Here is a 25,523-nt window from a genome sequence, read left to right as displayed (position 1 = left end):
CCTGTCGGCCGTTTCGCCTGTCCAACAATCATCCGCAACGAGCCGGCCACAGGTTCGTGTTATCCCCGGCGTCGCGGTTTGGACGCCAATCTGCCTCAGGAGCCTTGTGCATGACGCGCACCTCAAAAATCTTTGCCTGGGGCTTTGCCTGCCTCGTCGCCCTGTTGGCTGTGCTGGTGCTGGTCATCGCGTTCTTCGATTGGAATCGCCTCAAGCCCACGCTCAACGCCAAGGTTTCCGAGGAGCTGCATCGTCCGTTTGCAATCAATGGCAACCTGGCGGTGGTTTGGCAGCGCGAACCGCAGGAAGGTGGCTGGCGAGCCTTTGTGCCGTGGCCCCATGTGGTGGCGGAGGATTTGAGCCTGGGCAATCCGGACTGGTCGAAGACCCCGCAGATGGCCACGCTCAAGCGCGCGGAGTTGCGTATTTCGCCCCTGGCGCTGCTGGCCCGGCGCGTGTCCATCCCACGCATCGACCTGACTGGACCCGACGCCAGCCTGCAGCGCCTGGCCGATGGTCGCGCCAATTGGACGTTCCAGTTCGATCCAAATGACCCGGACGCCGAACCGTCCAGCTGGGTGGTGGACATCGGCGCCATCGGCTTCGACAAGGGCCACGTCACCCTTGATGATCAGACACTCAAGACCCGTCTCGACCTGGTGATCGATCCGCTGGGCAAACCCATTCCGTTCAGCGATATCGTGGGTGAGAAAGCCGCCAGCAAAGTTCGAGAACAAGGGGCGACGCCACAGGACTATGCCTTCGCCTTCAAGGTCAACGGGCAATACCACGGGCAGAATCTCGGCGGGTCCGGCAAGGTTGGCGGATTGCTCGCTCTGCAAGATGCGTCGCAGCCTTTCCCATTGCAGGCCCAGGCGAAGGTCGGCGACACCCGCGTCGAACTGGCCGGTACCCTGACCGATCCGAAGAATCTCGGCGCGTTGGACCTGCGCTTGAAACTGGCCGGCAACAGCCTGGCCAATCTTTATCCGCTGACGGGCGTGACCTTGCCGGATTCGCCCCCGTATTCCACGGACGGTCGATTGATCGCCAAGCTTCATGAGTCAGACGGCGCCCAGTTTCGCTATGAAGGGTTCAACGGCAAGATCGGCGACAGTGACATCCATGGCAACCTGGCCTACGTCGCCAGCCAGCCCCGGCCAAAACTCAGCGGAGCACTGGTGTCCGACCAATTATTGTTCAGCGATTTGGCCCCGCTGATCGGCGCGGATTCCAATGCCGAACAAAAAGCCCGCGGCGGCGCCAGCAAACAGCCGTCCGACAAGGTCTTGCCAGTGGAGGAATTTCGCACCGAGCGCTGGAGCGTGATGGACGCCGACGTTGAATTCACCGGTAAACGTATCGTCCACAGCGAGCAGTTGCCCTTTACCGATCTCTATACCCACTTGGTGCTCAACGATGGCCAGTTGAGCCTGGAGCCCTTGCGCTTTGGTGTGGCCGGCGGCCGGCTCGATGCGCAAATCCGCCTCAATGGCCACACCCATCCTCTCGAAGGCCAGGCGAAATTGACCGCGCGTGGCTTCAAGCTCAAGCAGTTGTTCCCGGGCTTCGAACCGATGAAGACCAGTTTCGGTGAACTCAACGGTGACGCGGATATTTCCGGGCGCGGCAATTCGGTGGCGGCCTTGTTGGGCACATCCAACGGCAGCTTGAAGATGTTGATCAATGACGGCGCCATCAGCCGCGAGCTGATGGAGCTGGCGGGCCTCAACGTCGGCAACTACGTGGTGGGAAAAATCTTTGGCGACAAGGAAGTAAAGATCAACTGCGCAGCGGCTGACTTCGATATCAAGACCGGCCTGGCAACCACACGCCTGTTCGTGTTCGACACCGAGAACGCGATCATCTATATCGACGGTACGGCGAATATGGCGACCGAGCAGCTGGACCTGACCGTCACCCCGGAATCCAAGGGCTGGCGGTTGATTTCCCTGCGCTCGCCGCTGTACGTGCGGGGCACGTTTGGCAAGCCCGCCGCCGGGGTCAAGGCCGTACCGCTGATGCTTCGTGGTGCGGGGATGGTTGCCCTGGGTGTTATCGCCGCGCCGGCGGCAGGCCTGTTGGCCCTGGTGGCACCGAGCGGTGGGGAGCCGAACCAGTGCGCGCCGTTGCTTGAGCAGATGAAGGCGGGTAAGGCGCCGGTGACGGTCAAGCCCACCCGATAGGCAGATTGTGCGGTAGGACAACTGACCTCATCGCGAGCAAGCTCGCTCCCACATGGGATCGCATGTTTCGAAAGAAATCCGATCAATGTGGGAGCGAGCTTGCTCGCGATGAGGCCCAAAGGCGTATCAGAGATCGGCCAGGATATCGGCCATGTCATCGGCGTGCTCTTCTTCCTGGGCCAGGATGTCTTCGAAGATGCGCCGCGTGGTCGGGTCTTTTTCGCCGATGTACTGCACGATTTCCCGGTAGCTGTCGATGGCGATCCGTTCGGCCACCAAGTCTTCGAACACCATTTCCTTGAGCGTATTGCCCGCGACGTACTGGGCATGGGAGTGCCGGGTCAACAGGTCGGGGTTGAATTCCGGTTCTCCACCCAATTGCACAATGCGTTCGGCGAGCCGGTCGGCGTGCTCGGATTCCTGGTTGGCGTGTTCGAGGAACTCGCTCGCCGCGACGCTGGCCTTCAGCCCGGTGGCCATGAAGTAATGGCGTTTGTAGCGCAGCGTGCAGACCAATTCGGTGGCCAATGCTTCGTTCAGCAGGCGGATGATTTCCTGGCGATCGGCGTTGTAGCCTTCGGTGACGGCGCCGTTCTGGACGTTCTGGCGGGCACGTTCGCGCAGGGTGGTGACGTCGGATAAGTGCATGTCGCTCATCTCGTTCTCCTGGAGGCTTGATCCGGTAGGGCGCCACGCTCTGCTGGCGTGATCGCTCTAGTTCTGAGTGACGCGATCCTGAAAAAGTTTTACCGGATTTTTCAGGGCGTGCCCGGACAAGCGCGCTTCCTCCTCCACCCATTGGAAAAACGCCCGCACCGGCGGATGCCGTTCACGGCCAGGGACGCACAGCGCGCTGTAGCCTGCGCCGTCGATCTGGATCTGCGGTCGATAGCCCACCAGCAAGCCACTGGCGACGCTCTCTGAAACCAGGATATTGCTCGCCAGCACCAGCCCTTGCCCGGCAATTGCCGCTTGCAGGGCGTAGTGCTCTTCATCGTATTCACGCATGCACGGCTCGCGGGTCAGCCAGGTTTCGCCGGCCCGCGCGCACCACCCTTCCCAGCCATGGGCGTACAACTTGGAATTGTGCCAACGCACACTGATCAACGTCGGCGGTTGCCGGGTTGCCAGCGCCACTTGTTCCGGCGAGCCATACACGCCGAAGCTTTCATCGAACAGGCACAGCCCGTACAGGTTCGAGTAGGTGTCCAGGCTGTAACGCACCACCAGATCGACGCTGGCGTCCTGGTGCAGGTCGATGACGTCGCAATGGGTATCCAGCCGCACGTTGATGTTCGGGTGGCGCGCATAGAACCGACCCAGGCGCGGCACCAGCCACAGGGCGGCAAACGCTGCGGTGGTGGAAATCGTCAGGTGGGTCGTGCTGCGTTGCGGGCGCAGGCTGTCGATGCTTTGCGCAACGTCCAGCAGTGCCCCATGCGAGCTGTGGAATAAACGCTGCCCGGCGTCGGTGAGACGCACCCGGCGCGGCAGGCGTTCGAACAATGGCAACCCCAGCCAGGTTTCCAGCGAGCGAATCTGGTGGGAAATCGCCGTTGGCGTGACCGACAGCTCTTCGGCCGCTGCCTTGAAGCTGAGCAGCCGTGCTGCGGACTCGAAGGCTCGCAAGGCGTTGAGGGGCAGGGTGGCAAACATCGGACATCTCCAATGGATGAATACAGTTCATCCTGATCAATTAACGCTCATTTGAACTCAAGCGCTACGAGGCCCAAGACTGCGAGCCACAAGCAATTCCGATTGTAGTCGCAATGAAGGAGTTACAGATGAGCAGTATTCTTGTCGTACACGGCAGCCCGCGCGGCGAGCGTTCCCATTCCCGGCGGTTGACGGAAGCGTTCATAACAGCCTGGCAGGCTGCCAACCCTCAGCCCTTGCCGACCCGTCGCGAAGTGGGGCGCACCGTCATTCCGGCCGTCAACGAAGCCTTTATCGCCGCGGCGTTTTATCCCGAGCCCCAAGCGCGGCCGCTGACCATGCAGGCCGACCTGGCCTTGAGCGACAGTCTGGTGGCGGAGCTGAAGGCTCACGACCGCTTGGTAATCTCGGCGCCCATGCACAACTTTGGCGTGCCCAGCGGTGTGAAGGCCTGGATCGACCAGATCGTGCGCATCGGCCTGACGTTCAATCACAGCCTGGACAATGGAGTTTCGCAGTACGAGCCGCTGGTGCTGGGCAAGAAGGCACTGATCGTGACCAGCCGTGGCGATTTTGGTTTCGGTCCCGGCGGTCCACTGGAAGCCATGAACCATGCTGACACGTGGCTGCGAGCCGTCCTGGGTTTTATCGGCATCAATGACGTGACGGTGGTGGCGGCCGAAGGCGAGGAGTCGGCCGAGCACAGCTTCGCGCGGTCCTGCGCCGAGGCCGAGCAGCGCTTGCTGGCGCTGGCCCGGACGTTCTGATGGCCTGGGTCCTGCCGTGATCGGGCTGAAGTGACATAGCTGTCATAGACTGGTCATCATCGGTACCGATGCTGACCCCCTCTTGACCGCAAGGATGTCGCCATGTCGCAACGCTGCGCCACTCGCTACCCGCTGGTACTGGTCCCGGGCATGCTCGGTTTCATTCGCCTGGTCTTGTATCCGTACTGGTATGGCATCGTGGAAGCGTTGCGCCGGGGCGGGGCGGTGGTGATCCCGGTTAAGGTCTCGCCTCTGCATTCATCCGAGGTGCGCGGTGAGCAGTTGTTGGCGCGGATCGAGGAGGTGCTGCAGCAAACCGGTGCGCAGAAGGTCAACCTGATCGGTCACAGCCAAGGCAGTCTGACCGCTCGTTATGCCGCCGCCAAGCGTCCGGACCTGGTGGCGTCGGTCACGTCGGTGGCCGGCACCAACCACGGTTCCGAATTGGCCGACTACCTGCAAACCCACTACCCGGCCGACAGCGCCAAGGGACGGTTGCTCAGTGCCCTGCTGCGGCTGATCAACGTGCTGATGTGCTTGCTGGACACTGGCTATCGCGGGCCACGACTGCCGGCAGACCTCGATGCTTCCCATGCCTCACTGACGACGGCCGGGGTGGCGCTGTTCAATGAACGTTATCCACAGGGCTTGCCTTCCACCTGGGGCGGCCATGGTCCGGAAGAGGTCAATGGGGTGCGTTATTACTCCTGGTCCGGAACGTTGCAGCCGGGCAAGACCGACAGGGGCCGCAACCTGCTCGATGGCACGAACCGAAGCTGCCGGTTGTTCGCCCGGACTTTCGTGCGCGAGGCGGGACAGTGTGACGGCATGGTCGGGCGCTACAGTTCGCACCTGGGCACGGTGATTCGTGACGACTATCCGCTGGACCATTTCGACATCGTCAATCAGTCGCTGGGGTTGGTGGGCCGGGGGGCGGAGCCGATCCGGTTGTTTGTCGAGCATGCGGAGCGGTTGAAGGCTGCTGGGGTGTAGATCGTCAGGAGGACGGCGTTATCGTTCTTCGCGAGCAGGCTCGCTCCCACACTTGACCGCGTTCTGCCTGGAAAAACGCAATCGAACTGTGGGGGCGAGCCTGCTCCGGGCGGCGATCCGACGAAATCGCTGGATCTGGCACCTGAGAATCAGATAGATGAAGGTGTAACAGGCTTTGTCTACACTGCACCTCACCGCCGTCCTCCTCGGGCGGCAACCAGGAGAAACACCATGAAGATGCTCCGTGTGCCTTTGTTGATGATCGGTTTGCTGCTCTGCTCCCAAGGCTTCGCCGCCACGGCCCAGCAAACCAAGATGACCACCTGCAACGCCGAGGCCACCACCAAGGCGCTCAAGGGCGATGAACGCAAAGCATTCATGAGCAACTGCCTGAAGGCCGCTCCGGCCGCCGCCGCTACCCCCAGCACGCCGCAAGAACGCATGAAGACCTGCAACGCCATTGCCACCGAGCAGGCGCTGAAGGGGGACGCTCGCAAGACGTTCATGAGCGAGTGCCTGAAGAAAAAATAATCGAATTCGTGGGGCGGCTATCGCGAGCAGGCTCGCTCCTACAATGGACCGGGCTACGCCAATCCCTGTGGGAGCGAGCTTGCTCCGGGCGGCGATCCGACGATGGGGCCGGCACAGCCACTGCAAAAAAACACCTGAACTGCGACCAAGGTCGGCCGATACAATCTCTAGTGCTGCCAGTGGATCGCTGGCAGACTGCCAATCCTTTCAAGCCGTTTTTTGTCCTGGGGCTGTATGCCAACGTTTTCTCAGCGTCATGTGTTGTTGGTGATCAGTTGGGTGATCATTTTCGGTGGGTTGTTGCTGGTGTTGCCGCTGCGCCTGTTGCCGAGCCTGTTGGCCGGGTTGCTGGTGTTCGAACTGGTCAACATGCTCACGCCGCAGTTGCAACGACTGATCGAAGGCCGGCGTGCCCGCTGGCTGGCGGTGGCCTTGCTGGGCACGCTGGTGGTAAGTGTGCTGTCGCTGATCTTCGCCGGAGCCATCAGCTTCCTGCTGCATGAAGCAGAAAACCCGGGCGCATCCCTCGATAAATTCATGGGCGTGGTCGACCGCGCCCGCGGCCAATTGCCGCCCTTTATCGACGCCTACCTGCCGGCCAGCGCGGCCGAGTTTCGGGTGGCGATCAGTGATTGGGTGAGCAAGCACCTGAGCGACTTGCAGTTGGTGGGTAAGGACGCGGCCCACATGTTCGTGACGCTGCTGATCGGCATGGTGCTGGGAGCGATCATTGCCTTGCAGCGCATCCCCGACCTGACCAAGCGCAAACCCCTGGCCGCCGCGCTGTTCGACCGTTTGAACCTGCTGGTCAAGGCGTTTCGCAACATCGTATTTGCCCAGATCAAGATTTCCATGCTCAACACGTTCTTCACCGGGATCTTCCTGGCGGTGGTGCTGCCGCTGTTCGGCATCCACCTGCCGCTGACCAAGACCTTGATCGTGATGACGTTCCTGCTGGGACTGTTGCCGGTGATCGGCAACCTGATGTCCAACACGCTGATCACCATCGTCGCGCTGTCGCTGTCGATCTGGGTAGCGGTGGCGGCGCTGGGTTACCTGATCGTGATCCACAAGCTCGAATACTTCCTCAACGCCCGCATCGTCGGCGGGCAGATCAGCGCCAAGTCGTGGGAATTGCTCATGGCGATGCTGGTGTTCGAAGCCGCATTCGGCCTGCCGGGAGTAGTGGCGGGGCCGATCTACTATGCGTATCTCAAGAGTGAGTTGAAGCAGGTGGGGATGGTTTGATCCGGTAGGTGCATTGCCTGGTCTACCGCTTTCGCGAGCAGGCTCGCTCCCACCGTTTGACCAAGTTCCTTCAGAAGAAATGCGATCGAACTGTGGGAGCGAGCCTGCTCGCGAAGGGGGCGCCTCGGTCTGGGATCAGACTTGGGTGCCATACCGCTTCATCGCTTCGATCGCCAATCCGCTGCCGATGCTGCCGAAGATATTGCCTTCCACGTGCCGCGCCTGGGGCAGCATTGCCGAGACGCTGTTGCGCAGCGCCGGGATGCCGCTGGAACCGCCGGTGAAGAACACCGTATCGACCTGATCAACCCGCACGTTGGCATCGTTGAGCAACTGCGTGACGCTGCCGCGTACCCGCTCAAGCAGGCCATCGATGGCCGACTCGAACAAGGCCCGGCTCAAGTCGACGCTCAGGCCCGGCTCGATCCGGTCCAGGGGCACGTGGCGCTGGTCGGCGTGGGTCAGCTGGATCTTGGTTTCTTCCACTTCCATCGCCAGCCAATGCCCGGCGCGCTGTTCGATCAACTTGAACAGCCGGTCGATGCCGCCGGTGTCTTCGATGTCGTAGCGCATGCTGCCCAGGGCCAGGGTGGATTTCTGCGAATACACCGCGTTGATGGTGTGCCAGGTCGCCAGGTTCATGTGGTGGCTGGTGGGCATGTAGGCGCCGCTTTTCATGCGGCTGCCGTAGCCGAACAGCGGCATCAGGCCTTGCAGGCTGAGTTGCTTGTCGAAGTCGGTCCCGCCGATGTGCACGCCGCCGGTCGCCAGGATGTCAGCGTGACGGTTGTCGTGCATGCGTCGTTCGGGCGATAGGCGCACCAGGGAAAAGTCCGAGGTACCGCCGCCGATGTCGACGATCAGCACCAGCTCTTCTTTCTCGATTGTCGATTCATAATCGAAGGCCGCCGCGATGGGTTCGTACTGGAAGGAAACTTCCTTGAAACCGATGGCGCGTGCCACATCCACCAAGGTGTTCTCGGCTTCCTGGTCGGCCAGCTCATCGTCATCGACGAAAAACACCGGGCGGCCCAGCACCACTTCCTCGAATTCCCGACCGGCGGCGGTTTCGGCGCGCTTCTTCAACTGGCCGATGAACAATCCCAGCAAGTCCTTGAATGGCATGGCCGTGCCAAGGACGCTGGTGTCGTGCTTGATCAGCTTGGAGCCCAGCAGGCTCTTGAGCGAGCGCATCAGCCGGCCTTCGTAGCCTTCCAGGTATTCGTGCAGGGCCAGGCGACCGTAAACCGGGCGGCGCTCTTCCTGATTGAAAAAGACCACCGAAGGCAGGGTGATCTTGTCGTCCTCCAGCGCGATCAACGTTTCCATGCCGGGGCGCAGCCAGCCGACGGTGGAGTTGGACGTGCCAAAGTCGATGCCGCAGGCACGGGCCGGGGATGCGTTTTTCATGTCTATCAGGTTCCGGTCGAAAAAACGGCCGCGCAGTGTATGCCAGTGCGCCGCGGATTCGAAGGCCGGTTGTCCGCTAATTCGTAATCGTTGGCCTTGAAAGCGGGCCATGTACCCCCAAACTTGCTGGCATGAGCCTGGTAGCGCTAGGCGGATAAAAGAACCGCCACCTGCTGCCGATAAACTTCTGACGTGCCGCCCGGTCCCAATCTTGAGGTCGGTCAACCCGCTGTCCGGTCATTCGGGCAGGCTGTGTGTGGCGGCGCGACATCGATAACGGATGGTGATGCTTAGATGGACTTCAAAGACTACTACAAGATCCTGGGCGTGGAGCCTACGGCGGACGACAGCACGATCAAGGCTGCCTACCGCAAGCTGGCGCGTAAATACCACCCGGATGTCAGCAAGGAAAAAGACGCCGAGACCAAGTTCAAGGACGTCTCCGAAGCCTATGAAGCGCTGAAAAGCGCCGACAAGCGCGCTGAGTACGATGATCTGCGCCGCTACGGCCAGCACGGCCAGCCGTTCCAAGGCCCGCCGGGCTGGCAGAGCCGTGGCGGTTTTGGCGGCCAGGACACTGGCGATTTCTCGGACTTCTTCAGTTCGATCTTTGGCAATCGCGGGCCGGGTTTCGGCGGCGGGCAATCGGGTCGCAGCGCCGGCCGTCGGGGGCAAGACGTGGAAATGGAATTACCGATTTTCCTGGAAGAAACCCTGTCGAACGAGTCGAAGAAGGTCACGTTCCAAGTGCCGCAATACAACGCGGCCGGCCAGCACGTGAGCAACACCAGCAAAAGCCTGAACGTGAAGATTCCGTTGGGCGTGACCGACGGCGAGCGCATCCGCCTCAAGGGCCAGGGCGCGCCGGGCATCGGCGGTGGTGCGAATGGCGACTTGTACCTGACCATTCGTTTCGCGCCGCACCCCAAGTTCGACGTCGAAGGGCAGGATCTGATCATCACCTTGCCCCTGGCCCCGTGGGAATTGGCCCTGGGCACCGAAGTGGCAGTGCCAACCCTCACCGGCAAGATCAACCTCAAGGTCCCGGCCGGCAGCCAGAATGGCCAGCGCATGCGCGCCAAGGGCCACGGCCTGCGCAACAAGGCCGGCGAGCGCGGCTACCTGTTCGTGCAGCTCAAGGCCGTGATGCCCAAGGCCAGCGACGAGTCAGTCAAGGCATTGTGGGCGGAGCTGGCGAAGAAAGCCGCGTTCGATCCGCGGGAGAATTTCTGACAGCGGCCGGTCTCTGTTGTAGAAGCCGGTAGGAGCATTGGGAGAAGCAGAACATGAACAACCCGATCATCGAACTGGACCTGATGGAATTCTGTGAAGCCGCCGCGTTAGCCGATGTCCATGTAATTGAAATCGTCGAACACGGCATCCTCGAACCTCACGGCACGGCCCCCACGGATTGGCGTTTCACCGATTACGAGTTGGTCCTGGCCCGCCGTGCAGCCAAGTTGCGCCGCGAGTTGGAGCTGGAATGGGAAGGCGTCGCCCTGGCGCTGGACCTGCTGGAAGAGGTCCAGCAACTGCGCAACGAAAACCGCATGCTCAAGCAGCGGCTGGGGCGGTTGGTGGAATGAGGCAGGTCCGGACATAAAACCTGTGGCGAGGGAGCTTGCTCCCGCTGGGCTGCGCAGCAGCCCAAAAAATATACCAATCACCACAGTGCGTCAGACAGAACGCCGGGGCCCGCTTCGCAGTCCAGCGGGAGCAAGCTCCCTCGCCACGGGGGATGCGTTCGGCCAGTTATCACCTCAAAACAAAAAATACCGCTGCGCCATCGGCAACACTTCAGCCGGTTCACACCACAACAAAACCCCATCGGCCTTGACCTGGTAGGTCTGCGGATCGACGTCGATGCTCGGCAGGTAGTCGTTGTGGATCAGGTCGGTCTTCTGCACGTCGCGGCAACCCTTGACCACGGCAATTCTTTTCTTCAACCCAAGCTGTTCCGGCAACCCGGCCTCGGCGGCGGCCTGGCTGATGAAGGTCAGGCTGGTGGCATGCCGCGAACCACCATAACTGGCGAACATCGGCCGGTAGTGCACCGGTTGCGGCGTCGGGATCGAGGCGTTGGCGTCGCCCATCAGACTGGCGGCGATCGCCCCGCCCTTGAGAATCAACGTCGGCTTGACGCCGAAAAACGCCGGGCGCCATAGCACCAGGTCGGCCCACTTGCCCACTTCGATGGAGCCCACTTCATGGCTGATGCCATGGGTGATCGCCGGGTTGATGGTGTATTTGGCGATGTAGCGCTTGATGCGGAAGTTGTCGTTGCCTTCACCGTCGCCGGGCAGGGCGCCACGTTGCTTTTTCATCTTGTCGGCGGTCTGCCAGGTGCGCGTGATGACTTCGCCGACGCGGCCCATGGCCTGGCTGTCGGAACTGATCATCGAGAAGGCACCGAGGTCATGAAGAATGTCTTCGGCGGCGATGGTCTCGCGACGGATGCGGCTTTCGGCGAAGGCCACGTCTTCGGCAATGCTCGGGTCCAGGTGGTGACAGACCATCAACATGTCCAGGTGCTCATCGATGGTGTTGCGGGTGAACGGCCGGGTCGGGTTGGTGGAGCTGGGCAGCACGTTGGGGAAACCGCAGGCCTTGATGATGTCCGGCGCATGGCCGCCACCGGCGCCTTCGGTGTGGTAGGTGTGAATGGTGCGGCCCTTGAACGCGGCCAGGGTGGTCTCGACGAAACCGGATTCGTTGAGGGTGTCGGTATGGATCGCCACCTGCACGTCGTACTGGTCGGCCACGCTGAGGCAGTTGTCGATCGCCGCCGGGGTGGTGCCCCAGTCTTCGTGCAGCTTCAGGCCGATGGCGCCGGCCTTGACCTGCTCGACCAGTGGCTCCGGCAGGCTGGCGTTGCCCTTGCCGGTGAAACCCATGTTCATCGGGAAGGCGTCGGCGGCCTGGAGCATGCGCGCCAGGTGCCACGGCCCGGACGTACAGGTGGTGGCGTTGGTCCCGGTGGCCGGGCCCGTGCCGCCGCCGATCATGGTGGTGACGCCGCTCATCAGCGCTTCTTCGATCTGCTGCGGGCAGATGAAGTGGATGTGGGTGTCGATACCGCCGGCGGTGAGGATCATGCCTTCGCCGGCGATCACTTCGGTGCCGGCGCCGATGGCGATGGTCACGTCGGGCTGGATGTCCGGGTTGCCGGCCTTGCCGATCGCCGCGATGCGCCCGTCCTTGAGGCCGACATCGGCCTTGACGATGCCCCAGTGGTCGATGATCAGCGCGTTGGTGATCAGCGTGTCGACGACCTCGGCGGCCAATAACTGGCTCTGACCCATGCCGTCGCGAATCACCTTGCCGCCGCCGAACTTCACTTCTTCGCCGTAGGTGGTGAAGTCCTTTTCCACTTCGATCCACAACTCGGTGTCGGCCAGGCGAACCTTGTCGCCGACGGTGGGGCCGAACATGTCGGCGTAGGCTTGGCGGGAGATTTTCATGTGCTTGCCTTGAGATTCAATTGGATTTTGCAACCGTTCGCTGCGCTCACTCATCGCGAGCAAGCTCGCTCCCACAGGGGACCGCGATCAAACTGTGGGAGCGAGCTTGCTCGCGATGAGGCCAGTGCAGGCACCCTCTGACTTACAGGTCGCCCATGATTCTTCCGGCGAACCCGAACACCCGGCGATGCCCGGCCAGGTCCACCAGTTCCACCTCGCGGCTCTGGCCCGGTTCGAAGCGCACGGCGGTGCCGGCCGGGATGTTGAGGCGCATGCCACGGCTGGCGGCGCGGTCGAAGGTCAGGGCGTCGTTGGTTTCGAAAAAGTGATAGTGCGAGCCGACCTGGATCGGCCGGTCGCCGCTGTTGGCGACGTTCAGCGTGAGGGTACGGCGGCCGACGTTGAGTTCGATGTCGCCGGGCCGGACCTGGTATTGGCCTGGAATCATTGCGGTTGCCCCAAAAGCTTGTAGTAGATGGCGGTCGGGGTGTAGGTCCCGTCCGGGCTCTGGCAGTAGTCGGGCAGTTCGCCGACGCGGGTGTAGCCCATGGCACGGTAGAACGCCTCGGCCTCGGAACCGGCCTCGGTGTCGAGGTACAACAGGCCGCGCTTGTGCTGGCGGGCGCCGAGTTCCAGGGCGCTCATCAATTGCTGGCCGAGGCCTCGGCGGCGGGCCTCGCCGCGCACCAACAGCTTTTGCACTTCGGCGCGGTTGCGACCGTTGGGCTTCTGGCACAGGGCAAGCTGGACGCTGGCCTGCACCTGTTCATCCTTGACCACCACCCACAACAGCAGGTGGCCCTGGTTGAGACTGGTCTGGACCTCGTCGAAATAGGCCCGGGCCTGGACCGCATCGAGGTCGGCCATGAACCCGACGCTGGCGCCATAACCCACGGCGTCGAGCAACAGATCGATCAGGCCCTGGCGATAGTGCGCAAAGCTTTCAGCGTAGACTCGACGCAACTGGGCGGCGTTCATCGGTATCACTCCTTGTCGATGGCGGGCGGTGGCGCGCCGGGATTGAGGACCAACTGCATGAATGTCAGGTCCAGCCAGCGGCCGAACTTGGTACCCACCTGTGGCATTTGCCCGGTGGTGACGAAACCGGCCCGCTCGTGCAGGCGAATCGACGCCGCGTTGCCGCTTTCGATGGCAGCGACCATGACGTGCTTGCCGCAGGCCCTGGCGCGCTCGATCAGGGCTGCCATCAGCAATGGACCAAGGCCATTGCCGCGCTGGTCGCTACGCACGTACACCGAATGCTCGACGGTGTGGCGGAAGCCGTCGAACGGCCGCCAATCGCCGAAGGAAGCGTAGCCGAGCACGTTATCTTCGGCGTCGACCGCGACGAGCACCGGGTAGCCCTGGGTTTGCCGGGCGCTGAACCAGGCCTGGCGGTTGCCGAGATCCACGGCCTGCTCGTTCCAGATCGCCGTGGTGTTGAGTACGGCGTCGTTGTAGATATCGCGGATCGCCGCCAGGTCGCTGGGCTGGGCGTCACGAATGTGTGCAGTCATGGCGTGGCCTCAGGCGATGGGTTGGTGGACGGTGACCAGTTTGGTGCCGTCGGGAAACGTCGCTTCGACCTGGATCTCCGGGATCATTTCCGGGATGCCTTCCATCACTTGCTCGCGGCTCAGCAGCGTAGTGCCGTAATGCATCAGCTCGGCGACGGTCTGGCCGTCACGAGCACCTTCCAGCAGCGCGGCGGAAATGTAGGCCATGGCCTCCGGGTAGTTGAGCTTCAAGCCACGGGCCAGTCGTCGTTCGGCGACGAGGCCGGCGGTGAAGATCAACAGCTTGTCTTTTTCGCGTGGGGTCAGGTCCATGTGCAATCCATAAGGGCAGATAATTTTTTTCGCAGTAAACACCGATCCCTTGTGGGAGCGAGCTTGCTCGCGATGGCAATCGAACATTCAACATAATCGTCGGCTGATACACCGCTATCGCGAGCAAGCTCGCTCCCACAGGAAAAGCAGATTCAGGTACTCCAGATTCTGGGTGGCATGGCCTCTCTTCCGAGCAACGCAGGCCTGAGCAAGCGCCACAACTCAATCAACCACCCCCGCGCCAACAACGCCTCGCTCGCCAGGCAACGCGCCACGAGCAAACCGGGCAGTTGGGTCAGGTCGCCGCGCACGGCATGGTCCAGGGATCGGCAGCGATCCAACAGTTCGCTGTCGATCTCGCCGGTCACCAGCAACGTGGCAAACACCGGGTCCCCGCCCAGGCCGATGGGTGAATCCAGCAGTCCATCGCCACCGACAATGCGTTGGCGTTCATGCCACAACAATTGGCCGTCGCGGCGGATGTCCAGCCGTGACTGAAAATGTCCCTGGTCAAACCGCTCGCCGCTGGCCGGTCGGCCGAGGGCAACCATGTCCCAGTAGAACAACCGGGCATCGCCCTGCAGGTCGATGCTTGTGGTGAGTTCGGCCTGGGCTGCGCTGAACACGATGGTTTCCTGGGGCAGCCATTCAAGGGTCGCGCCGGGAGCCACGCTCAGCGTCAGTTGCTGGTACGCCGGGCCGGCGGCGCGATACCACTTGGCCGCGCCGGGGCTGGTCAATTGCGCCCAGGCGTCGGGGCCGACGTGGGCCGAGATATCCAGCCGATCCCCACCGGCAATTCCGCCGGGCGGGTGAACGATGATGTGCTGGCACACCTCGGGACCTTCGGCGTACAGGTGCTTCTGCACCCGCAGCGGGCCTTTGTGCCGGCGCTGTACCGGGCGCGTGCAATCACCGAATCGGGCATAGCCCAAGTCCAGCTCGGCGTGCCAGCTGGGGGTGAACAGGGCTGAAGACGTAACAGGTAGATTCATGTTTTTCTGATTATCGTCGGGACGTTAAGACTAGATCGTAACCAGCCCGCGCACACCCTCGGCTTCCATGTTTTCTCCGCGACCCTGCTGCACGATCTCGCCCCGGGACATCACCAGGTACTGATCGGCCAGCTCGGCGGCGAAGTCGTAGAACTGCTCCACCAGCAGAATCGCCATGTCGCCCCGTGCCGCCAGTTTCTTGATCACCGCACCGATCTCCTTGATCACCGACGGCTGGATGCCCTCGGTGGGCTCGTCGAGAATCAACAGCCGCGGTCGGCTGGCCAGGGCCCGGCCAATGGCGAGCTGCTGTTGCTGACCACCGGACAGGTCACCGCCTCGGCGTTGCTTCATCTGCAGCAACACCGGGAACAGTTCGTAGATGAAGGCCGGCACTTCCTTGGCTTCGGAACCCGGAAAGCGCGACAGGCCCATCAGCAGGTTTTCTTCCACCGTCAGCCGTCCGAAAATCTCCCGGCCCTGGGGTACGTAGGCAATGCCGGCATGCACTCGTTGGTGCGGCTTGAACGTGGTGATGGCTTTGCCTTCCCAATTCACCGCGCCTTCCTTGGCCGGCAACAGGCCCATCAGGCATTTGAGCAGGGTGGTCTTGCCCACGCCGTTGCGACCGAGCAGGCACGTCACCTCGCCGACCTTCACGTCGAATGACAGGCCGCGCAGGATGTGGCTACCGCCGTAGTACTGGTGCAGCTTTTCGACTTGCAGCATGTTCCAGGTTCTCCTCAAATCCCTTTGTGGGAGCGAGCTTGCTCGCGATAGCGGTGGGTCAGTTACATTTCATTCCGGCTGATCCACCGCTATCGCGAGCAAGCTCGCTCCCACATAAAAGCCAACTGCTTTCGCCTCAGCGACCGAGGTAAACCTCGATCACCCGCTCATCCGCCTGCACCTGTTCCAACGACCCTTCGGCGAGCACGCTGCCCTGATGCAGCACGGTGACGTGATCGGCGATCGCGCCGACGAAGCCCATGTCGTGCTCCACCACCATCAGCGAATGCTTGCCCGCCAAGGACTTGAACAGCTCGGCGGTGAACTCGGTCTCGGCGTCGGTCATGCCCGCCACCGGTTCGTCGAGCAACAGCAATTGCGGGTCCTGCACCAGCAGCATGCCGATCTCCAGGAATTGTTTCTGGCCGTGGGACAGCAGCCCGGCGGCGCGGTTGACCGAGGTGGTGAGGCGGATTGTCTCGAGCACTTCGTTGATGCGGTCGTGCTGCTCGCCAGTCAGTCTTGCCCGCAGGCTGGCCCACACCGATTTGTCAGTCTTGAGCGCCAGCTCCAGGTTCTCGAACACGCTCAGGGCTTCGAACACCGTCGGTTTCTGGAACTTGCGGCCGATGCCGGCCTGGGCGATTTCCACTTCGCTCATCGTTGTCAGGTCGAGGGTTTCGCCGAACCAGGCCTTGCCGTGGCTGGGACGGGTCTTGCCGGTGATCACGTCCATCAAGGTGGTCTTGCCCGCGCCGTTGGGGCCGATGATGCAGCGCAATTCACCGACGCCGATGTACAGGTTCAGATCGTTCAAGGCCTTGAAGCCGTCGAAGCTGACGCTGATGTCTTCCAGGGTCAGGATGGTGCCGTGGCGGGTGTTCAGGCCCACGCCGGCCGCCTGGCCGAGGCCGATGGCGTCGCGGCTGCTGCCCTGATCTTTGTTGGGCTCCAGGATGGGTTCGAGCATGAAATCCGCCGTAGGTGTGATTCTCATTGTTCGCCCCTTTTCTTCAGCAGCCCGATCACGCCCTTGGGCAGGTACAGGGTCACGACGATGAACAAGGCCCCAAGGAAGAACAGCCAATATTCAGGAAACGCCACGGTGAACCAACTCTTCATGCCATTGACCACGCCGGCGCCGAGCAACGGCCCGATCAGCGTGCCGCGCCCGCCGAGGGCCACCCACACAGCGGCCTCGATGGAGTTGGTCGGCGACATTTCGCTGGGGTTGATGATGCCCACCTGCGGCACGTACAACGCCCCGGCCAGGCCGCACAACACCGCGCTCAACACCCAGACGAACAGCTTGAAGCCACGGGGATCGTAACCGCAGAACATCAGCCGGTTTTCCGCGTCGCGCAGGGCGGTCAGCACCCGGCCGAACTTGCTGCGGGCCAGGCGCCAGCCGATGAGCAGGCTCGTTACCAGCAACAACACCGTGGCCAGGAACAGCACCGCGCGAGTGCCCGGCTCGGTGATACCAAAACCGAGGATCGAACGGAAATTGGTGAAGCCGTTATTGCCGCCAAACCCGGTCTCGTTGCGGAAAAACAGCAGCATTCCGGCGAAGGTCAAGGCCTGGGTCATGATCGAGAAATACACGCCCTTGATCCGCGAGCGGAAGGCGAAGAAACCGAACACCAGCGCCAATAAACCCGGCGCCAGCACCACCAGGCATATCGCCCAGAAGAAACTGTCGGTGCCCGCCCAGTACCAGGGCAGCTCGGTCCACGACAAGAAAGTCATGAACGCCGGCAGGCCATCGCCGGCGGCCTGGCGCATCAGGTACATGCCCATGGCGTAGCCGCCCAGGGCGAAGAACAAACCGTGGCCCAAGGAGAGCAAGCCGGCGTAGCCCCAGACCAGGTCCAGTGCCAGGGCGACGATGGCGTAGCAGAGAATCTTGCCCACCAGGGTCAGGGTGTAGGCCGAAACGTGCAGGGGATTGTCCGCTGCCAACAACGACAGCAACGGCAAGCTCAGCAGCACGACGAGAATCACCGCGGCGACGGCGAGGGTGACTTTGGGACCGGCCTTTTGCGTGGCCGTGAGCATCAGGGGCTGGTTCATCAGTCGATTACCCGTCCTTTGAGCGCGAAGAGGCCTTGCGGACGCTTCTGGATGAACAGAATGATCAGCGCGAGGATCAGGATCTTGCCGAGCACGGCGCCGATCTGCGGTTCGAGGATCTTGTTGGCGATGCCCAGGCCGAACGCGGCGAACACGCTACCGGCCAACTGGCCGACGCCGCCGAGCACCACCACCAGGAACGAGTCGATGATGTAGCTCTGGCCGAGGTCCGGGCCGACGTTGCCGATCTGGCTCAGGGCCACGCCACCGAGGCCGGCGATGCCCGAGCCGAGGCCGAAGGCGAGCATGTCCACGCGCCCGGTGGGCACGCCACAGCAAGCGGCCATGTTGCGGTTTTGCGTCACCGCGCGGACGTTCAGGCCCAGGCGCGTCTTGTTCAGCAGCAGCCAGGTCAGCACCACCACGAACAGGGCGAAGGCGATGATCACGATGCGGTTGTACGGCAGCACCAGGTTCGGCAGCACCTGGATCCCGCCCGACAGCCAGGCCGGGTTGGCGACTTCGACGTTCTGCGCGCCGAACACCAGGCGCACCAGTTGAATCAGCATCAGGCTGATGCCCCACGTGGCGAGCAGGGTTTCCAGCGGCCGTCCATAGAGGTGACGGATCACCGTGCGCTCCAGGGCCATGCCGATGGCGGCAGTGATAAAAAATGCCACCGGCAGGGCGATCAGAGGATAAAACTCGATGGCGTTCGGGGCGAAGCGCTGGAACAGCATCTGCACCACGTAAGTGGAGTAGGCGCCCAACATGAGCATCTCGCCGTGGGCCATGTTGATCACCCCAAGCAAGCCGAAAGTGATCGCCAGGCCGAGGGCGGCGAGCAGCAAGATCGAGCCCAGGGACATGCCGCTGAAGGCCTGGCCCAGTAATTCGCCGATGAGGAGTTTGCGCTTGACCTGGCCGAGGCTGGTTTCAGCGGCGGTGCGCACGGCGGCATCGGTTTCGACGCCGGGTTCGAGCAGGCTTTCGAGGCGAGTGCGGGCCAGCGGGTCGCCGGTTTCCCCCAGCAGGCGCACGGCGGCCAGGCGCACGCTCGGGTTGCTGTCCACTAGTTGCAGGTTTGCCAGAGCCAGGCTCAGGGCGGCGTGGACGTCTTCGTCCTGCTCGCCGGCCAGTTGCCGATCGAGAAACGCCAGTTGCGCCGGGCGGGCGCTTTTTTGCAGTTGTTGCGCGGCGCCCAGGCGTACGCGGGCATCGACGGCGAGTAGCTGGTGGCTGGCGAGTGCGGTTTCGATCAATCCGCGCAAGCGGTTGTTCAGGCGCAGGGTCTTGGGCTGGCCATCGACGGTCAACTGGCCTTGTTGCAGGGCGTTGATCAGTTCGACGCGCTCAGGCTCCGGCTGCGCGGCCCAGGTTTCCAGGAGCTTGGCCTGCTGGGTCGGGTTGGCGGCGACGAAGTCTTCAGCGTCGCCGGCGTTGGCGCCCAGTGGCAACAGCAGCACCAGGGCGAGGATGAGGCGGTAAAGGGCGGTGGGCATAAGCTAGGCCTTGCGCAGTGCTTTTTGTGGGAGCGAGCTTGCTCGCGATAGCGGTGTGTCAGTCACATGTCTTCTGGCTGATCCGCCGCTATCGCGAGCAAGCTCGCTCCCACAAGGGATTTGTGTCGGACCTGAGCGTCATGCTCAAACCCGACACCCATGGGCTCAGTTGCTCTTCACCGCGTAGTCAGGCTTCTTGTCGTTGCCGGCGATGAACGGGCTCCACGGTTGCGCGCGGATCGGCCCTTCGGTCTGCCAGACCACGTTGAACTGACCGTCGGACTGGATCTCGCCGATCATCACCGGCTTGTGCAGGTGGTGGTTGGTCTTGTCCATGGTCAGGGTGTAGCCCGACGGTGCGGCAAAGGTCTGGCCGGCCAGGGCTTCGCGGACTTTGTCGACGTCGGTGGACTTGGCTTTTTCCACCGCTTGGGCCCACATGTGGATACCGACGTAGGTGGCTTCCATTGGGTCGTTGGTTACCGCTTTGTCGGCGCCCGGCAGGTTCTTGGCCTTGGCGTAGGCTTTCCAGGAATCGACGAATTTCTTGTTCGCCGGGTTATCCACGGACTCGAAGTAGTTCCACGCCGCCAGGTTGCCCACCAGCGGTTTGGTATCGATGCCGCGCAGTTCTTCTTCGCCCACCGAGAACGCCACGACCGGCACGTCGGTGGCCTTCAGGCCCTGGTTCGCCAACTCTTTGTAGAACGGCACGTTGGAGTCGCCGTTGACCGTGGAGATGACCGCAGTCTTGCCGCCGGCCGAGAATTTCTTGATGTTGGCGACGATGGTCTGGTAGTCGCTGTGGCCGAACGGGGTGTAGACCTCTTCGATGTCCTTGTCCGCCACGCCTTTGGAGTGCAGGAACGAACGCAGGATCTTGTTGGTGGTGCGCGGGTAGACGTAGTCGGTGCCCAGCAGGAAGTAGCGTTTGGCGCTGCCGCCTTCTTCGCTCATCAGGTATTCCACCGCCGGAATCGCCTGTTGGTTCGGCGCCGCGCCGGTGTAGAAGACGTTCGGTGACATCTCTTCACCTTCGTACTGCACTGGATAGAACAGCAGGCCGTTGAGCTCTTCGAACACCGGCAATACGGATTTACGCGACACCGAAGTCCAGCAGCCAAACACCACGGCGACTTTGTCCTGGGTCAGCAACTGGCGGCCCTTTTCGGCGAACAGCGGCCAATTCGACGCCGGGTCAACGACCACCGCTTCGAGCTTCTTGCCATTCACACCGCCCTTGGCGTTGATCTCGTCGATGGTCATCAGCGCCATGTCCTTGAGGGACGTCTCGGAGATCGCCATGGTGCCGGACAACGAATGCAGAATGCCGACCTTGATGGTCTCGGCGGCCTGGACGGTCCAGGTCATGCCCATCGCGGCAATGCTTGCCGAAAGTGTAAAAGCCTTGATCAAGCTACGACGCTTCATGGTGCGATCTCCGTGGTCTTTATGTTTTTCTGGATGGCAGATGCAGACGCTGAAGGGGCTTTTGCAAGGGGTGTGCCCGGTCGGGGGAAAGGCTTTGGAATACGGGGTTGGCGCGGGTTCTGTGCGAGCGCATGCACCATGAGCGACCGCGTTGCGGAGACTGGTGCGAGGAGGTGCGCCACATTGGGGCGGGAGACTGAAGATAATCCGTCGGAGTCAGATTTAACTGTGGCGAGGGGATTTATCCCCGTTGGGCTGCGCAGCGGCCCCAAGAGCGGAGCATGCAGTTCTCAAGCAATTGCAGCGTCAGGTTTTAGGACTGCTTCGCAGTCCAGCGGGGATAAATCCCCTCGCCACAGGGGGAATCTGGTAATTGATCAATATCAGCGGCGGCGCATCAGACCGATGAAAAACAGTCCGCCAATGGCTGCGGTAGCAACCCCAATCGGCAAGTCCTCCGGCGCGATCAGCGTACGGGCCGCCACGTCCACCCACACCAGGAACAGGCTGCCGAGCAGCACGCAGGCCGGCAGCAACCGGCGATGCTCGGCGCCCACCAGGCGCCGGGCAATGTGCGGCACCATCAGCCCGACAAAACCGATCGAGCCGCTTATGGACACCAGCACGCCGGTCATCAGCGACGCAATCAGGAAGATCCATAGCCGCACCTTCGCCGCGTTCAGGCCCAAGGTCACGGCGGTCTGCTCGCCGGCCATCAGCGCGTTCAACGGCCGGGCCATGCCCAGTAGCAACACCAACCCCAGCAGCACACTGGCGGCCGGTACGGCCAGCAGTTCCCAGCGTGCCAGGCCCAGGCCGCCAAGCATCCAGAACATCACCGCCGAGCTGGCACGATGATCACCGAGGAACAACAACAGGTTGGCCGCCGCCATCATCACGAAGGACACCGCCACGCCGCACAACAACAACCGATCACTTTCCAGACGACCCTGGCGGGCGGCGATGGCCAGCACCAGCAACATGCTCAGCAGTGCGCCGATGAAGGCGGCGAGGGGCAGGGTCAGCAGGCCGATGACCTCACCGACGTGCAACACCACGATGACCGCTCCCAGTGTCGCGCCGGAGGTGACGCCGAGCAGGTGTGGATCGGCCAGCGGGTTGCGCGTCACCGCTTGCAGCACCGCGCCGATCAACGCCAGCCCTGCACCGACCAGGGCACCGAGCAACAGGCGCGGGACACGGATCAGCCAGACGATGTGTTCCTGGCCAGGCGTCCAATGCACTTCGCCGACCCCAAAGGCCTTGCTCAGCAGGATGTCCCAGACCACGGCCACCGGCACCCGCGCCGGGCCGAAGCCGAGGGAGACCACGCACGACACCAGCAGGAGCGCGCCGAGGACCGTCAGCAGGGCGGCGTAGCGACGACTGTTCATCGGTTGTGGAAGCCCCGCGCCAGGGCTTGCACCGCCAGTACGTTATCGATGCCCGGGGTGGCCTGCACGTAAGGGATCACGATGAAGCGCCGATGCTTGATTGCATCCACCGATTGCAGGGCCGGGTTATCCAGCAGGAATTGTTGCTTCTGCTCGGCACTGACTTCGCCGTAGTCGACGATCACGATGACCTCGGGGTTGCGCTCGACCACGTTCTCCCAGTTCACCCGGGTCCAACTGGTTTCCACGTCATCGAGAATGTTGCGTCCGCCGGCGGCGTCGATCAGGGCCTGGGGCATGCCGAGGCGGCCGGAGGTCATGGCGCGGTCTTCGCCGCTGTCATACAAAAATACCCGCGGTTGCTGGGCGGGCAGGTGCTTGCGCACGTCGGCAACCTGGGCCTGCATCGTCGCGATCAGCGCGTTGGCGCGGTCCTGCACATCGAAGATTTTGCCGAGGTTGCGCAGGTCGTTATAGGTGTCCTCCAGGGAGGCCGCCGGACGCTTCATCACGAAGGCGCAGGATTCGGTCAACTCATAGACATTGATGCCCAGCGGTTGCAGGGTCTGCGGCGTCAGGTCGCCGCCCACCCGCATGCCGTAGTCCCAACCGGCGAAGAAGAAATCGACGTCGGCATTGAGCAGGGTTTCCACCGAGGGATATTTGGCGGCCAGTTCCGGCAGGCCGTCGAGAATCCTGGCCATCTCGGGCGTTACCGATTTCCAGCCGCTGATGCCGCTATAGCCGACCATGCGCGGCTTGAGGCCCAGGGCGAGCATCATCTGCGTCATGTTGATGTCGTGGCTGACGGCATGGCGAGGGGCCTCGTTGAACACTACCTGGCGGTTGCAGCTCTGGACCGTCAACGGGTAGCGGGTGGCTTCGGCCAGGGCATGGGCGCTGCCCAGCAGCAGGGGCAGCAACAACAGGAAACGCAAGGTCATGGTTGGGTTATCCAGGTGATTCGTGGGTAGCCGGACAGCGGATGCTCGTCCACCAGGGCTTCGACGCCGAACACTTCGCGCAACAGTTCGGCGGTGAGGACATCCTTGGGCGTGCCGCTGGCGACGATGCGCCCGTGTTCGATCACGTACAGGCGATCGCAGAAAGCGGCAGCCAGGTTCAGGTCGTGGAGGCTGGCGAGGGTGCCGATGCCCAGGCCCTTGATCAGTTGCAGCAGTTGCAATTGATAGCGCGGGTCGAGGTGGTTGGTCGGTTCGTCGAGGATCAGCAATTGCGGTTGCTGGGCCAGGGCGCGGGCGAGGATTACCCGTTGCTTCTCACCGCCCGAGAGCGTGGCGAAAGCATGATCGCCGAAGCCTTCGAGCCCTGCCGATGCCAATGCCTGTAGCACCAATCTCCGGTCTTCTTCGTTGTCGCCATCGAACAGACCTTTGTGAGGCGTGCGGCCCATGGCGACCACTTCTTCCACCGTCAGGCCGAAGGCGTCGGGAAACTCTTGCAGCACTACGGCGATACGTTGGGCGCACCAGCGTGAAGATTGTTTCCAAAGGTCGTGATGTTCGAGTCTGACCTCGCCATGTTCCGGCCGGCTGAAGCGATAGGCGCAGCGCAACAGGCTGGTCTTGCCGCTGCCGTTGGGGCCGATCAACCCGACGAACTCCCCGGCCGCGACCTGCAACGAAGCATCACGCAGTTGGAACTGGTGATGGCAATGGCCATGGCCCAGGGGTGTCCAGGCGAGGTGGGAGAGGGTTAGCGACGTCATGCATTCACTCAAGTTATCGGATCGGGACCCCAGTCCATTGTGGGAGCGAGCTTGCTCGCGATAGCGGTGTGTCAGTCGATAGAGATGTGACTGACCGACTGCAATCGCGAGCAAGCTCGCTCCCACAATGGATGGTGTTCACCGTTTGGAAGGCGGGCGCGATTGTAGAGGTTTCGCGCCGCCCTCCGTTAACGCGCTGTCTTCAGCTTGAAGATGAGACGGCTTCAGACTGGCGATTCAAGCGGGTAACCAGCCGGTCCAGCAACCACACCACCACCAGCGACGCCCCCACCAGCGGAAACACCACCGCCAACGCCAGCATGATGAACACGCCGCCCTTCCAAGTCGGCAGGTCATGCCGCAGTGGCGGCACGCCGAATTTGCCCTGGGGGCGGCGTTTCCACCAAATCACCAGGCCACTCACCGCGCTGAGCAGGATCGTCAGGCAAACCAGCAGTACGAGGATCTGGTTCAGCGGGCCGAACATCTTGCCCTCGTGCAACATCACGCCGGTCTCGGTGGCACGGGCCACGACGCTGTAATGCTCCCAGCGCACATCGGCCAGGACCTTGCCGGTGTATTGGTCTACGTGCAGGGTCGCGTCGTTGCGCGGGTCGTCGGCGAACACGGCGACCGTGAACACGCCCGAAGCGGTCGTTGGCAGCGTGATGCTGTAGCCGGGTTCGACCTTGCGCTCGGTGGCGATATCCTGCACCGCTTGCAGGCTGACGTTCGGCGCCGCGGGGCCTTCGTGCATGCCACCGTGGGCCATGTGTTCGGCATGGTCGCCGGACATCGGCATCGGCGTATTTTCCATGGCCCACGGCACGGTCTGGCGGTGGGCGTTGTTGAGGCTGCCGGCCTCGACGTCGGACTTGGGCACGTCACTCCACATCGCCGCCGGGAAGCGGTTCCAGAGGTCGGCGTATTGCTTGCCCCAGAAGCCGGTCCAGGTCATGCCGCTGAGCAGCATCACCAACAGGAACGCCGCGCCCCAGAAACCGACGACAACGTGCAGGTCACGCCAGAACAGCCGACCGCGCGCACTCCAGCGCGGCCACAGCACGCCGGCCGATGATTGCCCGCGCGGCCACCACAGGTACAGGCCGGAAACCACCAGCACCACGCCCCAGCCGGCGGCCATTTCCACCAATCGATCACCCACCGTGCCGATCAGCAACTCGCCGTGGATCGCCCGGGCCATGGCTTGCAGATTGTTCTTCGCGTCCTGCTCGCCAAGGATGTCGCCGTGGTACGGGTCGATGAACACATTCAGTTCCCGGCCCTTGTCGACCACCACGAATTGCGCGCTGCGTTCGGCGTTGACCGGCGGCAGGTACTGTTTGACCTGGCCTTCAGGGTAGTCCTGGCGGACCTGCTTGAGCAGGTCGTCCGCCGCCAGGGCGTGATGACTGGCCGGCACGTTCAGTAAGTCGCCGTACATCAATGGATCGAGTTGCGGCTTGAACAGGTAAATGATGCCGGTCAGGGCCAGCATCACCATGAACGGCGCGACGAACAGCCCGGCATAAAAATGCCAGCGCCAGGCCAGGTTATAGAAATTCGGTTTCGGTTGGCTCATTGCAAAG

The 25,523-nt window shown here is 62.5% G+C and carries 25 protein-coding genes; 7 read left to right on the top strand and 18 right to left on the bottom strand.

The window, feature by feature from the left end:
• Positions 1-110: 110 nt before the first annotated feature.
• Positions 111-2,186: an AsmA family protein gene (locus FHK92_RS06475; RefSeq protein WP_181287353.1), complete on the top strand. Its 2,076-nt coding sequence runs from the start codon at positions 111-113 to the stop codon at positions 2,184-2,186.
• Between the two features lie 126 nt (positions 2,187-2,312).
• On the opposite strand, the gene FHK92_RS06470 is transcribed toward FHK92_RS06475, so the two are convergent.
• Both FHK92_RS06470 and FHK92_RS06465 read right to left on the bottom strand, forming a co-directional pair.
• Positions 2,313-2,843, bottom strand: coding sequence for a ferritin-like domain-containing protein (locus FHK92_RS06470; RefSeq protein ID WP_030140123.1), 531 nt, complete (start codon positions 2,841-2,843; stop codon positions 2,313-2,315).
• A gap of 57 nt (positions 2,844-2,900) precedes the next feature.
• Complete coding sequence (locus tag FHK92_RS06465; RefSeq protein ID WP_181287351.1) at positions 2,901-3,842, bottom strand: LysR substrate-binding domain-containing protein; 942 nt, start codon at positions 3,840-3,842, stop codon at positions 2,901-2,903.
• 128 nt (positions 3,843-3,970) lie between these two features.
• Here FHK92_RS06465 and FHK92_RS06460 point away from each other — a divergent pair, with 128 nt between their 5' ends.
• The 4 genes from FHK92_RS06460 (at position 3,971) to FHK92_RS06445 (ending at position 7,381) form a co-directional block, all read left to right on the top strand.
• Positions 3,971-4,609: an FMN-dependent NADH-azoreductase gene (locus FHK92_RS06460; protein WP_181287350.1), complete on the top strand. Its 639-nt coding sequence runs from the start codon at positions 3,971-3,973 to the stop codon at positions 4,607-4,609.
• Positions 4,610-4,711: 102 nt separating this feature from the next.
• A complete protein-coding gene (locus FHK92_RS06455) occupies positions 4,712-5,602 on the top strand; it encodes an esterase/lipase family protein (RefSeq protein ID WP_181287349.1) in 891 nt (296 codons plus the stop codon).
• Positions 5,603-5,833: 231 nt separating this feature from the next.
• Positions 5,834-6,133, top strand: coding sequence for a PsiF family protein (locus FHK92_RS06450; protein ID WP_181287347.1), 300 nt, complete (start codon positions 5,834-5,836; stop codon positions 6,131-6,133).
• Between the two features lie 234 nt (positions 6,134-6,367).
• The gene (locus FHK92_RS06445; RefSeq protein WP_030140118.1) at positions 6,368-7,381 is read left to right on the top strand and encodes an AI-2E family transporter; all 1,014 of its coding nucleotides are present in this window, start codon (positions 6,368-6,370) and stop codon (positions 7,379-7,381) included.
• 135 nt (positions 7,382-7,516) lie between these two features.
• Here the strand turns inward: FHK92_RS06445 and FHK92_RS06440 are convergent, their stop codons facing one another.
• Entirely contained in the window at positions 7,517-8,791 is a 1,275-nt protein-coding gene (locus FHK92_RS06440) for an Hsp70 family protein (RefSeq protein WP_181287346.1), read from the bottom strand.
• A 294-nt stretch (positions 8,792-9,085) separates the two neighbouring features.
• Here FHK92_RS06440 and FHK92_RS06435 point away from each other — a divergent pair, with 294 nt between their 5' ends.
• Both FHK92_RS06435 and FHK92_RS06430 read left to right on the top strand, forming a co-directional pair.
• A complete protein-coding gene (locus FHK92_RS06435) occupies positions 9,086-10,024 on the top strand; it encodes a DnaJ C-terminal domain-containing protein (RefSeq protein ID WP_181287345.1) in 939 nt (312 codons plus the stop codon).
• 53 nt (positions 10,025-10,077) lie between these two features.
• Positions 10,078-10,377 (top strand): chaperone modulator CbpM, encoded by a 300-nt coding sequence (locus FHK92_RS06430; RefSeq protein WP_181287343.1) that lies wholly within the window; start codon positions 10,078-10,080, stop codon positions 10,375-10,377.
• Positions 10,378-10,551: 174 nt separating this feature from the next.
• Here the strand turns inward: FHK92_RS06430 and ureC are convergent, their stop codons facing one another.
• The 15 genes from ureC to FHK92_RS06355 form a co-directional block, all read right to left on the bottom strand.
• On the bottom strand, positions 10,552-12,252 hold the full coding sequence (gene ureC, locus FHK92_RS06425) for an urease subunit alpha (protein ID WP_181287342.1): 1,701 nt from the start codon (positions 12,250-12,252) through the stop codon (positions 10,552-10,554).
• A gap of 142 nt (positions 12,253-12,394) precedes the next feature.
• Positions 12,395-12,700, bottom strand: coding sequence for an urease subunit beta (locus tag FHK92_RS06420; RefSeq protein ID WP_181287341.1), 306 nt, complete (start codon positions 12,698-12,700; stop codon positions 12,395-12,397).
• Complete coding sequence (locus tag FHK92_RS06415; RefSeq protein WP_181287339.1) at positions 12,697-13,230, bottom strand: GNAT family N-acetyltransferase; 534 nt, start codon at positions 13,228-13,230, stop codon at positions 12,697-12,699. The genes FHK92_RS06420 and FHK92_RS06415 overlap by 4 nt, the downstream gene beginning before the upstream one ends.
• Before the next feature lie 5 nt (positions 13,231-13,235).
• Positions 13,236-13,769, bottom strand: a complete 534-nt coding sequence (locus tag FHK92_RS06410) for a GNAT family N-acetyltransferase (RefSeq protein ID WP_181287338.1) — start codon at positions 13,767-13,769, stop codon at positions 13,236-13,238.
• Positions 13,770-13,778: 9 nt separating this feature from the next.
• Positions 13,779-14,081 carry an urease subunit gamma gene (ureA, locus tag FHK92_RS06405; protein WP_003197350.1) on the bottom strand — a complete coding sequence of 101 codons (303 nt, stop codon included), beginning with the start codon at positions 14,079-14,081 and terminating at the stop codon, positions 13,779-13,781.
• 152 nt (positions 14,082-14,233) lie between these two features.
• Positions 14,234-15,076, bottom strand: coding sequence for an urease accessory protein UreD (locus tag FHK92_RS06400; RefSeq protein WP_181287337.1), 843 nt, complete (start codon positions 15,074-15,076; stop codon positions 14,234-14,236).
• Between the two features lie 30 nt (positions 15,077-15,106).
• On the bottom strand, positions 15,107-15,805 hold the full coding sequence (gene urtE / locus FHK92_RS06395) for an urea ABC transporter ATP-binding subunit UrtE (RefSeq protein WP_181287336.1): 699 nt from the start codon (positions 15,803-15,805) through the stop codon (positions 15,107-15,109).
• A 136-nt stretch (positions 15,806-15,941) separates the two neighbouring features.
• A complete protein-coding gene (urtD, locus tag FHK92_RS06390) occupies positions 15,942-16,802 on the bottom strand; it encodes an urea ABC transporter ATP-binding protein UrtD (RefSeq protein ID WP_181287335.1) in 861 nt (286 codons plus the stop codon).
• Entirely contained in the window at positions 16,799-17,878 is a 1,080-nt protein-coding gene (gene urtC, locus FHK92_RS06385; protein WP_181287334.1) for an urea ABC transporter permease subunit UrtC, read from the bottom strand. The genes urtD and urtC overlap by 4 nt, the downstream gene beginning before the upstream one ends.
• On the bottom strand, positions 17,878-19,380 hold the full coding sequence (urtB, locus tag FHK92_RS06380; RefSeq protein WP_181287333.1) for an urea ABC transporter permease subunit UrtB: 1,503 nt from the start codon (positions 19,378-19,380) through the stop codon (positions 17,878-17,880). Before urtB ends, urtC begins: the two co-directional genes overlap by 1 nt.
• A gap of 165 nt (positions 19,381-19,545) precedes the next feature.
• The gene (gene urtA / locus FHK92_RS06375) at positions 19,546-20,811 is read right to left on the bottom strand and encodes an urea ABC transporter substrate-binding protein (RefSeq protein WP_181287332.1); all 1,266 of its coding nucleotides are present in this window, start codon (positions 20,809-20,811) and stop codon (positions 19,546-19,548) included.
• Positions 20,812-21,194: 383 nt separating this feature from the next.
• On the bottom strand, positions 21,195-22,205 hold the full coding sequence (locus FHK92_RS06370; protein ID WP_181287331.1) for a FecCD family ABC transporter permease: 1,011 nt from the start codon (positions 22,203-22,205) through the stop codon (positions 21,195-21,197).
• Positions 22,202-23,149, bottom strand: coding sequence for an ABC transporter substrate-binding protein (locus FHK92_RS06365; protein WP_181287330.1), 948 nt, complete (start codon positions 23,147-23,149; stop codon positions 22,202-22,204). Before FHK92_RS06365 ends, FHK92_RS06370 begins: the two co-directional genes overlap by 4 nt.
• Positions 23,146-23,934 (bottom strand): ABC transporter ATP-binding protein, encoded by a 789-nt coding sequence (locus FHK92_RS06360; protein WP_181287329.1) that lies wholly within the window; start codon positions 23,932-23,934, stop codon positions 23,146-23,148. The genes FHK92_RS06365 and FHK92_RS06360 overlap by 4 nt, the downstream gene beginning before the upstream one ends.
• A gap of 202 nt (positions 23,935-24,136) precedes the next feature.
• Positions 24,137-25,516: a PepSY-associated TM helix domain-containing protein gene (locus tag FHK92_RS06355; RefSeq protein ID WP_181287328.1), complete on the bottom strand. Its 1,380-nt coding sequence runs from the start codon at positions 25,514-25,516 to the stop codon at positions 24,137-24,139.
• Positions 25,517-25,523: the final 7 nt, after the last annotated feature.

The sequence above is a fragment of the Pseudomonas brassicacearum subsp. neoaurantiaca genome, from assembly GCF_013608025.1.
GTDB lineage: Bacteria > Pseudomonadota > Gammaproteobacteria > Pseudomonadales > Pseudomonadaceae > Aquipseudomonas.
The sequence above is the reverse complement of the archived record's forward strand: the minus strand, read 5'-3'. Positions and strand labels throughout refer to the sequence as shown.

Excerpts from the sequence above, each read along its gene's own strand:
- FHK92_RS06370 (WP_181287331.1), bottom strand. The coding sequence starts at position 22,205 with ATGAACAGTCGTCGCTACGCCGCCCTGCTGACGGTCCTCGGCGCGCTC.
- FHK92_RS06455 (WP_181287349.1), top strand. The coding sequence starts at position 4,712 with ATGTCGCAACGCTGCGCCACTCGCTACCCGCTGGTACTGGTCCCGGGC.
- FHK92_RS06410 (WP_181287338.1), bottom strand. The coding sequence starts at position 13,769 with ATGACTGCACACATTCGTGACGCCCAGCCCAGCGACCTGGCGGCGATC.
- FHK92_RS06450 (WP_181287347.1), top strand. The coding sequence starts at position 5,834 with ATGAAGATGCTCCGTGTGCCTTTGTTGATGATCGGTTTGCTGCTCTGC.
- FHK92_RS06470 (WP_030140123.1), bottom strand. The coding sequence starts at position 2,843 with ATGAGCGACATGCACTTATCCGACGTCACCACCCTGCGCGAACGTGCC.
- FHK92_RS06415 (WP_181287339.1), bottom strand. The coding sequence starts at position 13,230 with ATGAACGCCGCCCAGTTGCGTCGAGTCTACGCTGAAAGCTTTGCGCAC.
- ureA (WP_003197350.1), bottom strand. The coding sequence starts at position 14,081 with ATGGACCTGACCCCACGCGAAAAAGACAAGCTGTTGATCTTCACCGCC.
- FHK92_RS06440 (WP_181287346.1), bottom strand. The coding sequence starts at position 8,791 with ATGAAAAACGCATCCCCGGCCCGTGCCTGCGGCATCGACTTTGGCACG.
- FHK92_RS06475 (WP_181287353.1), top strand. The coding sequence starts at position 111 with ATGACGCGCACCTCAAAAATCTTTGCCTGGGGCTTTGCCTGCCTCGTC.
- FHK92_RS06355 (WP_181287328.1), bottom strand. The coding sequence starts at position 25,516 with ATGAGCCAACCGAAACCGAATTTCTATAACCTGGCCTGGCGCTGGCAT.
- urtD (WP_181287335.1), bottom strand. The coding sequence starts at position 16,802 with ATGAGAATCACACCTACGGCGGATTTCATGCTCGAACCCATCCTGGAG.
- urtC (WP_181287334.1), bottom strand. The coding sequence starts at position 17,878 with ATGAACCAGCCCCTGATGCTCACGGCCACGCAAAAGGCCGGTCCCAAA.
- FHK92_RS06365 (WP_181287330.1), bottom strand. The coding sequence starts at position 23,149 with ATGACCTTGCGTTTCCTGTTGTTGCTGCCCCTGCTGCTGGGCAGCGCC.
- urtA (WP_181287332.1), bottom strand. The coding sequence starts at position 20,811 with ATGAAGCGTCGTAGCTTGATCAAGGCTTTTACACTTTCGGCAAGCATT.
- FHK92_RS06400 (WP_181287337.1), bottom strand. The coding sequence starts at position 15,076 with ATGAATCTACCTGTTACGTCTTCAGCCCTGTTCACCCCCAGCTGGCAC.
- FHK92_RS06435 (WP_181287345.1), top strand. The coding sequence starts at position 9,086 with ATGGACTTCAAAGACTACTACAAGATCCTGGGCGTGGAGCCTACGGCG.
- urtB (WP_181287333.1), bottom strand. The coding sequence starts at position 19,380 with ATGCCCACCGCCCTTTACCGCCTCATCCTCGCCCTGGTGCTGCTGTTG.
- FHK92_RS06460 (WP_181287350.1), top strand. The coding sequence starts at position 3,971 with ATGAGCAGTATTCTTGTCGTACACGGCAGCCCGCGCGGCGAGCGTTCC.
- FHK92_RS06420 (WP_181287341.1), bottom strand. The coding sequence starts at position 12,700 with ATGATTCCAGGCCAATACCAGGTCCGGCCCGGCGACATCGAACTCAAC.
- FHK92_RS06360 (WP_181287329.1), bottom strand. The coding sequence starts at position 23,934 with ATGACGTCGCTAACCCTCTCCCACCTCGCCTGGACACCCCTGGGCCAT.
- ureC (WP_181287342.1), bottom strand. The coding sequence starts at position 12,252 with ATGAAAATCTCCCGCCAAGCCTACGCCGACATGTTCGGCCCCACCGTC.
- FHK92_RS06465 (WP_181287351.1), bottom strand. The coding sequence starts at position 3,842 with ATGTTTGCCACCCTGCCCCTCAACGCCTTGCGAGCCTTCGAGTCCGCA.
- FHK92_RS06430 (WP_181287343.1), top strand. The coding sequence starts at position 10,078 with ATGAACAACCCGATCATCGAACTGGACCTGATGGAATTCTGTGAAGCC.
- urtE (WP_181287336.1), bottom strand. The coding sequence starts at position 15,805 with ATGCTGCAAGTCGAAAAGCTGCACCAGTACTACGGCGGTAGCCACATC.
- FHK92_RS06445 (WP_030140118.1), top strand. The coding sequence starts at position 6,368 with ATGCCAACGTTTTCTCAGCGTCATGTGTTGTTGGTGATCAGTTGGGTG.